Source organism: Bacillus sp. FSL R7-0166 (genome assembly GCF_038008935.1).
GTDB lineage: Bacteria > Bacillota > Bacilli > Bacillales > Bacillaceae > Bacillus > Bacillus altitudinis.
Map to the genome: position 1 here is coordinate 1806217 of NZ_JBBPAC010000001.1, position 12219 is coordinate 1818435.

Sequence of the window (12219 nt, forward strand, 5' to 3'; positions counted from 1 at the left end):
ATCCTGTCTTTTTTATTTTTTCTGTCTCTTATTCAAGTATTCGGTCAGACTCTTATATACATCTGGATTGTCTAATGAAGATAGATCGGGTGAAGGCTGCTCTTCATACGCCCCTTTAAGTAAACGTCGTACGATTTTTCCATTCCTTGTTTTCGGCAAAGCTGAAATGAGATGAACTTCTTTTGGTGTGAGCGCTTTTCCGGCATGTGAACCAACATGGGCTGAAAGTTCTTGGATAAGGGCTGCTTCTTCAAAAGCATGCGGACTGGTCACGATGAAACAGACGAGCGCCTCCCCTTTCACCTCATCCTTTACCCCAATCACAGCGGCTTCATGCACGGCAGGATGCCAGGTAAGGATGGATTCAATTTCAGCTGGCCCGATGCGTTTACCTCCTGTATTAATGACATCATCCGATCTGCCGGTGATGTGGAATTCTCCGTCCTCTGTTTGCATGACCCAATCTCCGTGTGTCCATACACCATCAAATCGTTTGAAATACGTATCTTCATAACGCTCCGGTTCGTTCCAAAAACCACATGTCATGCCGACCCATGGCTTTTTCACCACAAGCTCCCCTACTTCATTCATCACGCTTTGCCCAGCTTTATTGTATACATCTGCCGCCATTCCTAAGATCGCCGCATTAAAGAGAATCGGTTTGATGGGACGAAGCAGCGTACTGCCTACAATGCCACCAGAAACCTCGGTTCCTCCTGAATAATTTAAGATTGGAATGTTCTTTTGACCAATGGTGTGAAATAACCATTGCCACGGAGCTTCATTCCATGGTTCCCCTGTAGAAATAATGGCTTTGACATGCGATAGCTCGACCCCATCAATCGTTTGCTGCATCGCAGAACGAACAAATGTAGGGGAAAGCCCAAAATGAGTGACTTTCTTCTGATGGATGAATGACCAGAGCTGCTGCTCATCTGGATAATCGGGAGCGCCGTCATATAAAACGATGGCAGCTCCATTGATCAAGCCGCCAAAGACGAGGAATGGCCCCATCATCCAGCCCATATCAGTCAGCCAAAACAACCGGTCTCCTTTTGCCACATCCATACATAGCCCGGCATCAAAAGCTGCCTTTATCGGAAAGCCTGCGTGTGTATGAACGGCTCCCTTTGGTGTGCCGGTTGTGCCTGACGTATACAAGATCATCAGCGGATCTTCATTTGTGACATAGGTTGCGCCGGTGATCGGCTGTTCTTGTAACAAATCATTCAGCAGGACATCGCCCTGATATCCGGTATGAGAGGAAGTGTGCACAATCACTTTTTGCACAGTTGCTGTTTTGTTGATGGCATCCGCCACACATTCCCGCATGTTGATCGTTTTCCCTCGCCGCATCATTTCATTCGCTGTGACGACAATGGATGCGCCTGACGCACGAATGCGTACAGCGAGTGGCTCGCTTCCATAGCCTGAGAAGACTGGGCTGAAAATAACACCAATCTTTGCAAAGGCAAGCATGACGGCGACCGTTTCTGGAAGCATTGGCATATAGATGATGGCTACATCCCCTTTTTGAAGTCCTTCTTTCAAAAAGCCAGCTGCAAGACGGCTCACTTTCTCTTGAAGTTCGAGAAATGACCATTTCTTTTCTTCACCGGCTTCATTGCTCCAAATGATGGCGGGCTGATGCTTCGTCTCTTCTTTTTCTGCCCATTTGTCCACAGCCGTTTCGGTGATGTTAAGTGTGCCGCCCTGATACCATTTCGGCCACATCAATGAGTGGTGACCTAATGCCGCTTCATATGGTTTTTTCCACTGAATGCCAACCGCCTTTTCCGCTTCTCTCCAAAACCAGTCTGTGCGTGCAATACTGGCTTGATAGAATGAGTCATACGTAGAAAAACCAAGAGATTTCATCCACTGATGCAAACGTGTTTTTTGGCTCTGCTTTTCTTCCGGTATCCATTCTGGTTTCAGGTTGATCATGAGGTCTGCCCCCTTTAGACCGGATAGACCGGATGTTTTCGTTTCGTAAATGTCATGTCTTTCGATGAATAGGCTAGTAATCTATGACAAAGTTCCGTTCTTAGACGGTCAAATGGGATGACGCCATCGACAATCATTTCAGAGGCAAGCTCATAGATATTCATATCTTCCTGGTATTCCTTCCGTTTCTCTTGTATAAATGAAGCCCTCTCTTCGGGCGGGAGTTCTGCAATTTTATTTGCATAGACGGCATTTACAGCGGCTTCTGGACCCATCACAGCGATTTGCGCCGATGGAAGAGCGAGACAGCAGTCTGGCTCAAAAGCAGGGCCTGCCATTGCATATAGTCCTGCTCCGTATGCTTTACGGACGATGACGGATATTTTCGGAACGGTCGCCTCTGACATAGCGGAGATCATTTTTGCCCCATGACGAATAATGCCGGCTTGTTCCACTTTTGTTCCAATCATAAATCCTGGTATGTCCGCAAGAAAGAGCAGCGGGATATGAAAGGCATCACAGAGCTGAATAAACTTGGCGGCTTTATCAGCTGAGTCGTGGAATAATACGCCGCCTTTGACCCTTGGCTGATTGGCAATGAGACCGACAGGCTGACCGTTCATTCTGCCAAAGCCGGTGATTAACTCTGCGGCAAACAGTTTTTTGATTTCAAAAAATGACCCTTCATCAATCAGTAAATCGATGAGTTGATACATATCAAATGGGGTATTCTGGCCTTTAGGAATTAAGTCTTGGATGGTGATGTTAGATGGTTTAGGTGCTTTTGCTGCTGTCATTTTTGGTTTTTCCATATAGTTGGCAGGCATATAGGTTAAATAATCACGTGCAATTTGAATGGCCTCTTCCTCTGTTTTGGCTAATATATCTCCGCATCCAGAAATGCTACAATGCATTTTCGCACCGCCCATTTCCTCAAGTGATACTTTTTCACCAATCACCATTTCAGCCATTCGCGGCGACCCTAAATACATGGATGCATTTCCTTCGACCATGACGACAATGTCACAAAAAGCAGGGATATACGCACCACCGGCAGCAGAAGGACCGAATAGTAAACAAATTTGAGGAATGCGTCCAGACAGCTTGACTTGGTTATAAAAAATTCGCCCTGCTCCTCTTCTGCCTGGAAACATTGCGATTTGATCGGTGATTCTTGCACCCGCAGAATCGACTAAATACAGCATTGGACAATTGAGCTTCTCGGCCGTTTCTTGAATTCGAATGATTTTTTCTACTGTTTTGACGCCCCACGATCCTGCTTTAACCGTAGAGTCGTTTGCCATGACACAAACAGTCTGCCCATTCATACGCCCGGTTCCTGTGACGACACCATCTGCTGGTAAATGTTCATCTTTGCACTCTGCAAACATGGCATCTTCAATGAAAGAATCCTCATCTAATAGCAAATGAAGCCGATCACGGACAAATAATTTTCCTTTTTCTTTGTTTTTTTGATGGTAGCGTTCTGCCCCGCCCTTTTCAATTCGTTGTTTTTTAAATTCATATTCTTCGATCATAAACATTCCCCTTTCTTGCTATTTGCCAATGTAATGAGGCGTTCGTTTTTCTTGAAAAGCCTTGAGACCTTCTAGTCGATCTTCTGTATGAATTAGCCGAAGATAGGCTTCGTATTCTTTCGTCAGCCCTGTTTGCAAATCGTGATCAAGGCTGGATTGAATGGCTTGTTTTGCTTCTTTTAAAGCAATCGGTCCATTCTTGGTGATTTGTTTTGCGAGTGTGATGGCATCATTCATCAGTGAATCGACTGTAGAGATACGTTCAATCAGCCCGATTTGAACGGCTTCTTCTGCTCGTAAAGAAGTGCCTGTGAAGATCATTTCTTTCGCTTTCCCGGGTCCGATCAGGCGCGGAAGTCTTTGTGTGCCCCCTGCTCCCGGCAGGATAGCTAGTCCTGTTTCCGGCAGGCCGAGCGCTGCACCCGCTCTTGCGATGCGGAGATCACAGGCGAGCGCGAGCTCAAGACCTCCGCCAAGTGCGTGTCCGTTTATCACGGCAATGACAGGAACAGGCAAAGATTCAATGTCTGTAAAGGTTTGCTGAATGGTCAGAACGGCTTCTTTGGCTTCTTGTTCTGTCATCAATCGCCGTTCTTTTAAGTCTGCTCCTGCGCAAAAAACTTTAGCGCCAGCTCCTGTCATGAGCAAACAGCGGATGTTTTCATCATGTTCGATTCCTTGAATCGTTTGATTGATTTCCTCTAGCATAGCAGCTGATAGAGCATTGGCTTGTGCTGGTCTGTTTAAGGTCATGATGCCAATGTGATCATCTTGTATTGAAAAATGGACCAATGAAGTCATGTGATTCACCCTTTATCAAGTAGTGTGAGACTGAAAAGCGCGTAAACAGTGACTTGGCAGGGTTCGATCCACTTTTGCTTCAATCCATTCAGCCGCTTTGATCAAGCGAGGGAGGTCGACATTTGTTTCGATCCCGAGTTTGTGAAGCATGTGCACCACGTCTTCTGTCGCCACGTTTCCGCTGGAGCCAGGTGCATAAGGACAGCCGCCAAGCCCCCCGCTAGAGGCATCAAATATGGTGATGCCGGCTTTTAATGCTGTATAAATATTGGCAAGCCCCATTCCTTTCGTATCATGAAAATGAAGCGCAATTTTATCAGCAGGAAAGCGTTCAAGTAAAAGGTCTAACCGTCTTTCTACTTGTAGCGGATGGGCTTCCCCAATGGTATCCCCGAGTGATATTTCATCAATGCCGAAGGAGAGCAGCTGTTCCGTTAATCGCAGCACTTGGTCCATCGGCACTTGTTTTTCATAAGGACATCCAAACACGGTTGAAATATAGGCCCGCGTTTGCCGTCCTTCTGCTTTTAAATCGGCTGTCATTTGTTTGATCACAGGCAGTGTTTCCTGTATAGATCGATTCATATTCTTTTTGTTATGTGTCTCACTCGCTGAGATAAACATAGCCCCTACCTCAAGGTTTGCTTCAAAAAAATGAGCTAACCCCTTTTCATTTGGGATGAGTGCGGCATAGGTGAGATCATCTTTTTTGTTTAATGATTGGGCTAATTCTTTGGCGTCTTTTAAGGCTGGAACCCATTTCGGATGAACAAATGAGGTGACTTCAATATAAGGAAGATGGGCTTCTTCGAGTAAATGGATCCATGTTCGCTTCTCCATTGTGTCCAGCCAAACGGATTCATTTTGCAGGCCATCGCGCGGGCCGACCTCTCTAATGAGCACGTTTTTTGGTAATGCCATGCGGCTTTCCCCCTATTCTGTCAGCTCCAAAAGTACCTCTCCCTCGTCAACAAAGTCCCCCTCCGCCTTATACACTTTACTGATCACACCTGCTTCTTCTGCAACAATGGGAATCTCCATTTTCATGGATTCTAAGATGGCGACTTCCTGTCCTTTTTGCACGTCATCACCCTGTTTCACAAGAAGCTTCCATAAGTTTCCGGCCATTTGTATCGTGACAGTTTTCATGAACGGTTTTCCTCCCTTTTTTTCATCAGATAATCGGTTGTGATGCTGCCATGTAAAAAGGCAGTTGATTCGGCCATTTCCTTTAAAAGCGGTACATTGGTTTTGATCCCTTCTATTTCATATGCTTGTAATGCTGCTTTTAATCGTTCTATGGCGAGTTTTCGAGTATCACCGTACACAATCATTTTCGCAATCATTGGATCGTAAAATGGGGTAATGACACTTCCGCTCGTTACGCTTGACTCATGACGGATATATGGGGCATCAGGTGTAGAAAGCCGAGTGATCGTGCCTGGCGAAGGGTAAAATGTCACAGGGTCTTCAGCGTATATTCTAACTTCAATCGCATGCCCAATTTGATGAATATCCTTTTGACTGAAGGACAGGGGCTCTAATGCTGCAACTTTCAGCTGCTCCTCGACAAGATCAATCCCGGTAATTTCTTCTGTGACAGGGTGTTCTACTTGCAATCTCGTGTTCATTTCTAAGAAATAAAATTGCTGGTTTTGATCGACTAAACATTCAATCGTGCCCGCATTTTCATACCCAATCGCTTTGGCAGCTTTGACGGCCATCTGTCCCATTTGCTGTCTCACCGTTTCTTCAAGACAGACGGCTGGTGCCTCTTCAACAATTTTCTGATGTCTTCTTTGGAGTGAACAATCTCTTTCAAATAAGTGAACGCCGTGACCGAACGAATCAAAAAGAACTTGAATTTCGATGTGCCGTGCGTGTTCAATCACCTTTTCCATGTATAAAGTACCGTCTTGAAAGAAACTTTGTGCTCTTTTTTGATTTCCTTCAAACGCTCGATGCAGCTCTTCATCGTTGCGGACGAGCTGCATACCAATCCCGCCGCCGCCGCTCGATGCTTTTAGCATAATGGGATAGCCGAGTGTCTGTGCTTTATGAACCCCTTCGTCTGCATCATGGAGTGGGGCTGAAACACCAGGAACGATTGGGATGCCCGCTTGTTCCATCGTTTTTCTCGCTTCAATTTTATTTCCCATCCGCTGAATGACTTGTGCAGATGGTCCAATAAAGGCAATGCCTTCGCTCCGGCAGCGCTCAGCAAATGCCGCATTTTCTGATAAAAGACCATACCCTGGGTGGATAGCATCAGCATTTGTTTGTTTGGCAACCTTAATGATCGCTTCCATGTTTAAATAGCTTTCAGAAACTTTAGCGCCGCCGATATAATAGGCGCTGTCTGCTTCTTGCACATGAAGTGCATGCTGATCAGCCTCTGAATAAACGGCAACGGTTTTGATTCCGAGCCGTTTACATGTCCGAATCACTCTACGGGCAATTTCGCCTCGATTGGCGATCAATACTTGTTCAAACATCGCTGCCTTCACTCCTTTATTAGATCAAGCGCCTGCTTTTTCAAGCGGAATTTCTGAATTTTGCCTGAGGCGGTCATTGGGTACTCATCTGTAATGAAAAAGTATTTCGGGATTTTGTAGCGTGCCATTTGCGACTGACAATAGCTCGTTAATGTCTCAATTGAGACCGACTTCCCTTGTTTCAGCCGAATGAATGCGGCTGCTTCCTCGCCGTATGTCTCGTCGGGAATACCAACGACCTGTGCGTCAAGAATGGCAGGGTGAGTGTATAAGACATCCTCAATCTCTTTTGGGTATACATTCTCTCCGCCTCTGATGATCATATCTTTGAGCCGGCCTGTGATTTTCACATAACCGTCATGATCCATCTCAGCTAAATCCCCTGTATGAAGCCATCCGTCCTCATCAATGACTTCATTTGTTGCTTCTTCGTTTTTATAATAGCCCTTCATGACATGATAGCCTCTTGTACAAAGCTCCCCTTGCTGTCCTCTTGGCACTTCTTCTGACGTTCCTGGTAAAGTAATTTTGACTTCAATTTGAGGAAGCGCACGTCCGACCGTTTGAACTCGTCTTTCAAACGAATCATCGGTTCTTGTTTGGGTAATGACCGGTGAACTTTCGGTCTGACCATAGGCAATCGTGAGTTCTTTAAGTCCCATTTTTTCAATGACTGCTTTCATGACATGGGATGGGCAGAGTGAACCGGCCATAATGCCCGTTCGTAATGTGGACAGGTCATAAGAGTGGAAATTTGGATGATCGAGCTCCGCGATGAACATGGTTGGTACACCGTGAAGAACGGTGCATTTTTCTTTTTCTACTGTTTGAAGGACTCGTTCTGGATGGAATGATTCAAGTGGAATGATCGTTCCCCCTTTTGTGAGACAAGCAAGTACACCAAGAACAGAGCCGAAGCAATGAAAGAACGGCACTGGGATACACATACGGTCCTGCTCTGTTAATTTCATACAATCTGCGATCTGACTCGCATTACAGACGATGTTTGTGTGGCTGAGCATGACGCCTTTTGGATAGCCGGTTGTGCCTGAAGTGTACTGCATATTAATAAGGTCATCAGGCGTGAGCTCATTCATTCGCTTCTCCCATTCAAGCTCTTCGGTTCTTTTGGCTGCCACTTGAAGACGATCCCAGCTGAGCATGCCGTTTGGTACATGCTGACCGATATAGATACATCTTTTTAAATAAGGAAATTGTGTGGAAGTGATCTCCTCTTGATGAGCGGTTTGAAGTTCTGGAATCAGCTCTTCAAGCATGTTGACATAGGACGTTTCTTTAAAGCCGTCTACAATAAACAACATTTTGCTGTCAGAATGCTTGAGTAAATAGGCGAGTTCCTGTGATTGAAAATTGGTATTCACAGTGACAAGAACAGCACCAATGGAGGCGCAGGCAAATTGAAGAATGAGCCATTCAGGTATATTTGGTGCCATAATGGCGATGTGATCTCCCTTTTGAACCCCTAATGCCATGAGACCTTTACCTGTTGCCTTGACCTCTTGATAAAACGCTTCGTACGAATAACGTAAAGAACGTTCTGGGTAAACAATGGCTTCATGTGCTGGATGCTGTTCTTTTTTTTCTCTTAATAGGGAGCCAATCGTTTGCGGGTGAATCGACATCATTGCTTTCCTCCCTTATGTTTAGTAAGCGTTTTCATTAAGGTATTACGCTAACAGCTGTCTTGCGATCACGAGCCGCTGAATTTCAGAGGTTCCTTCTCCGATTTCCATCAGCTTGGCATCTCTTACAAGCCGTTCAACACCGCATTCTTTCATATAGCCTGTTCCGCCATGAATTTGGACCGCATCAAGACTTGCTTTTGTGGCCATTTCTGAAGCAAACAGTTTGGCATAGGCCGCTTCTTTTGTAAATGGTTTGCCTTGATCTTTCAGCCAAGCGGCTTTCCAGACCATTTGTCTTGCAAGCTCTATTTGCATCGCCATATCCGCCAGCTTAAACTGAATGGCCTGGAAGGATGAGAGCGTCTTTCCAAATTGCTTTCTTTCTTTTGCATAGGAAAGTGAAGCATCAAGTGCCGCTTGCGCAATTCCGACAGATAAGGCTGCAATGGAAATTCGTCCGCCGTCTAATGTATATAAAAATTGCTTGAATCCTTTCGATTTGTCTCCTAATATATGATGCGCTGGTACACGCACTTCATCTAAAATGATTTCAGCCGTATCTGAACCGCGAACCCCCATTTTGTCATATGGATTTGTAATCGACAGTCCCTTTTGCCCTTTCTCCACAATAAAGGCAGAGATGATTGGACGTCCGTTTTCATCATGATCTGTTACAGCGGTGACAATAATCGTTCTGGCATAATTGGCATTTGTGATCCAGCACTTTTCCCCACTGATGACATATTCTTGTCCGTCTTGAATGGCTTTTGTTTTTGTTCCTTTTGCATCTGATCCGGCGTTTGGTTCTGTTAATCCGAAGGAGCCAAGCGCTGTTCCAGAGGCTAATGGAACAAGATGGTCCATCTTTTGCTCCTCCGTCCCGAAGTAATAAAGTGGACTTGCGCCTAAGGAAACCGCTGCGGCATAACTTAAACCTGTACTCGCACACTGTTTTCCAATTTCCTCGACTGCCAGTGCATACGAGATCGTATCTCCTCCAGATCCTCCATATTTCTCTGGAAAGGGTATACCCATAAAACCGAGCTCCCCCATTTTTTGAAATGTTTTTACGGGAAATGCTGCCTGTTCATCAACAGTTTGAGCGTGCGGTGCAATTTCTGTTTTTGCAAATTCTTTGACCATCTGACGGATCATTTGCTGCTCTTTCGTTAATTCAAAATCCATTTTGCTTCCCCCTTTGGCGCTTTTCTATCATATTTATTATTGAAATAGCTGCTTCATGCCAAGCTTGATTGAATTCAGAAAATTAAAATAAAAATAGTAGAAAAATAGAGAAAGCAAAAAAGCATAAATGGAGGAAAACCCTCATTTATGCTGTCTTTGTTATTTTACTGTTTTTGTAGAAGGTTTGCTTTCATGATGAAGGCGATTGAGTGCCGTCACTTTATAGGTATAGCTCTTCTTTTGATTGGCTAAAATGTCTTTCGTTTGTGTGAAGGAACCTGTTTCTTTTCTGACCGTTTGCACAAATTCGTATGTTCCTTTATTCGACAAGCGATAGACTGCATAATAGGATGCACTAGAGTGCGGATCATTTTGTATCTGTAAAACTGCACCATCCTCTGTCTTTTTCACAGATTGAATGATTGGTTTTTTTGGCGCTTTTTGATGAAGCCATGGCACCTCTGGTATGAGAGCCGGTTTGCTATAGGTTTCTTCTATTAATCGTTTCTTTACATTCAAGGGATTCCGATTGATATCTTTCAGACTAAAATGCATGCTTCCTTGTACGAGCTGTGACTGCCTGTTCAGCTCGATCTGGCGAAAATACTCCTCAGGATCAGACCAAGCAGGATCACTGTTTTGATTGATTTTATACGTCGCTTGACCAATGTACAAGTGAACAGGCTGCCCCTTCACTTCATTTGACCACCATTTCGTCAGCACATCATAGGCAGCGGGCTGAAAGCCGATACTCCAATAAATTTGCGGGGTGATATAATCAATATGGTGCTGCTGTATCCACTCTCTTGTATCAGCATACAAATCATCATAATTGGTCATCCCTGCAGTTGTGTTTGAACCGGTTGGGTCATCTTTTATGTTGCGCCATACACCAAATGGGCTAATGCCAAATTTCACATACGGTTTTTCTTTCTTAATGGTGTCATTGATCTGCTTCACTAGCTCGTTCACATTATCCCTTCGCCAATCTTCTATATGAGTGAACTTCTTCCCGTAAGTTTCATACGTTTCTTGATCTGGAAATGGCACACCAGCGATTTTATTCGGGTAAAAATAATCATCCATATGCACCGCATCAATATTGTAGTTTTTCACTACTTCCTCTATCCCGTCAACAATGAAGTCCTGAGCATCAGGAATGCCTGGATTAAAGTAAAGCTGATTTCCGTAGGCGATGGTCCACTCAGGGTGTGCTTTTGCAGGATGATCGGCTGATAACCGGTTGAGATCGGTATGATTCATAGTGATTCGATAAGGGTTAAACCAAGCATGAAATTCAAGACCGCGTTTATGTGCTTCTTCTATCATAAATTCAAGCGGGTCATATCCAGGGTCTTTCCCTTGTGTACCAGTCAAATATTCAGACCATGGCCCGAATTTCGATGGATAAAAGGCATCTGCTGTTGGTTTAATTTGCATGATGACGGCGTTCATATTCATCGCTTTGATATCGTCTAACAGTTGAATGAACTCTTGTTTCTGCTCATCTGCGGGCAGTCCTTTCTTTGAAGGCCAATCTAAGTTATAAACTGATGCGACCCACACTGCACGCATCTCTCTTGTGCTCTCAAGCTTCCCTTTTGGCATCGAACGAGCTAGACTGCTAGACGGAATCAATAAGAAGACACCCATGAAAACTAGTGTCAGAACCGTCATACTGATCTTTTTCAGCATGTTTTGCATCACCTCATATTAAGTTTATTCTGCGTTTTGTGATGGAATGCCAGCAGATGGTGTAAGCAAGATGTTTTTTACTTTAAGCAGCTGAGCTTTAGGGACGTCGCAGGCTTCTACTAAATACCGCTCTGCATTTCCGTATGTATCCATCATCTCATTCAGTACATCTTCAAGATAATCTTGCTGCACACCGAGCAGGGGCTGAATTTGTTCTTTTGACACCCGATATAAACTCATCATGCGAACAAATCGTTCTTGTCTTTTCACTAGCATTTTCACGCCTTCATTGGAACGCATGTATTCACTTAAAACGGTATGCACCGGCACACCCGCTGCTAATTGAATAAGAGCAGATAAAAAGCCTGTACGGTCTTTTCCGCTTGTACAGTGAAGCATAAGCGGATAATTTTTTTCATCGGACAGTAATGTAAACAATTGCTGAATCTCTTTTTTTCGCTCATAGAGCATGCTTTGATATACTTCTTTCATGATCGGTGTAAAGGATAGAGATTTTCCTTCTGCTATTAGCATACGAAACATGGTCCATTTGCTAGGCATCATGCTGTCAGGCTGCATAGGGATATGAACAATTTTGTCATGCTCCATGATCTTTGGCGGGTGTGATTTTCGTTCTGAGCTTGTACGCAGGTCACAAATCGTTTGAATTCCAAGTGTTGAGAACGTCAATATGTCTTGCTTCGTGAGACGTGATAAATCGGCAGATCGATAAATCATTCCTTGTTTGATGACCATCTGATCCGTTGTTTGGAGTCCCCCTACTTCTCTAAAATTTGCAAGCTTTGAAAATTGTATGTTGTGCTGATTCATAGAAGTGAAAATCCTTTCTATCCTCTTTTCTCTATCATACGCTTTTATGAAAAATGAGAAAAGATAAGAGAAAAAGATCAT

At 44.3% G+C, this 12219-nt stretch carries 10 protein-coding genes; all 10 read right to left on the reverse strand.

Features of this window, described 5'->3' with window-relative positions:
* Positions 1-12: 12 nt before the first annotated feature.
* The 10 genes from NST01_RS09215 to NST01_RS09260 all read right to left on the reverse strand — a co-directional run bounded on the left by NST01_RS09215 (position 13) and on the right by NST01_RS09260 (position 12219).
* Positions 13-1947, reverse strand: a complete 1935-nt coding sequence (locus tag NST01_RS09215; RefSeq protein ID WP_341041801.1) for an AMP-binding protein — start codon at positions 1945-1947, stop codon at positions 13-15.
* A gap of 14 nt (positions 1948-1961) precedes the next feature.
* A complete protein-coding gene (locus NST01_RS09220; RefSeq protein ID WP_341041803.1) occupies positions 1962-3485 on the reverse strand; it encodes an acyl-CoA carboxylase subunit beta in 1524 nt (507 codons plus the stop codon).
* A gap of 18 nt (positions 3486-3503) precedes the next feature.
* Positions 3504-4286, reverse strand: a complete 783-nt coding sequence (locus tag NST01_RS09225) for an enoyl-CoA hydratase (RefSeq protein ID WP_008346651.1) — start codon at positions 4284-4286, stop codon at positions 3504-3506.
* Between the two features lie 15 nt (positions 4287-4301).
* Positions 4302-5207, reverse strand: a complete 906-nt coding sequence (locus NST01_RS09230; RefSeq protein ID WP_008346649.1) for a hydroxymethylglutaryl-CoA lyase — start codon at positions 5205-5207, stop codon at positions 4302-4304.
* 12 nt (positions 5208-5219) lie between these two features.
* A complete protein-coding gene (locus NST01_RS09235; protein ID WP_008346646.1) occupies positions 5220-5435 on the reverse strand; it encodes an acetyl-CoA carboxylase biotin carboxyl carrier protein subunit in 216 nt (71 codons plus the stop codon).
* Positions 5432-6781: an acetyl-CoA carboxylase biotin carboxylase subunit gene (locus NST01_RS09240; protein ID WP_008346644.1), complete on the reverse strand. Its 1350-nt coding sequence runs from the start codon at positions 6779-6781 to the stop codon at positions 5432-5434. Before NST01_RS09240 ends, NST01_RS09235 begins: the two co-directional genes overlap by 4 nt.
* 8 nt (positions 6782-6789) lie before the next feature.
* Complete coding sequence (locus tag NST01_RS09245) at positions 6790-8427, reverse strand: AMP-binding protein (protein ID WP_341041805.1); 1638 nt, start codon at positions 8425-8427, stop codon at positions 6790-6792.
* Positions 8428-8469: 42 nt separating this feature from the next.
* The gene (locus NST01_RS09250) at positions 8470-9612 is read right to left on the reverse strand and encodes an acyl-CoA dehydrogenase family protein (protein WP_008346640.1); all 1143 of its coding nucleotides are present in this window, start codon (positions 9610-9612) and stop codon (positions 8470-8472) included.
* Positions 9613-9771: 159 nt separating this feature from the next.
* Positions 9772-11307 carry a glycoside hydrolase family 10 protein gene (locus tag NST01_RS09255; RefSeq protein WP_341041807.1) on the reverse strand — a complete coding sequence of 512 codons (1536 nt, stop codon included), beginning with the start codon at positions 11305-11307 and terminating at the stop codon, positions 9772-9774.
* Between the two features lie 24 nt (positions 11308-11331).
* Positions 11332-12219 carry a tyrosine-protein phosphatase gene (locus NST01_RS09260; RefSeq protein WP_017367392.1) on the reverse strand — a complete coding sequence of 296 codons (888 nt, stop codon included), beginning with the start codon at positions 12217-12219 and terminating at the stop codon, positions 11332-11334.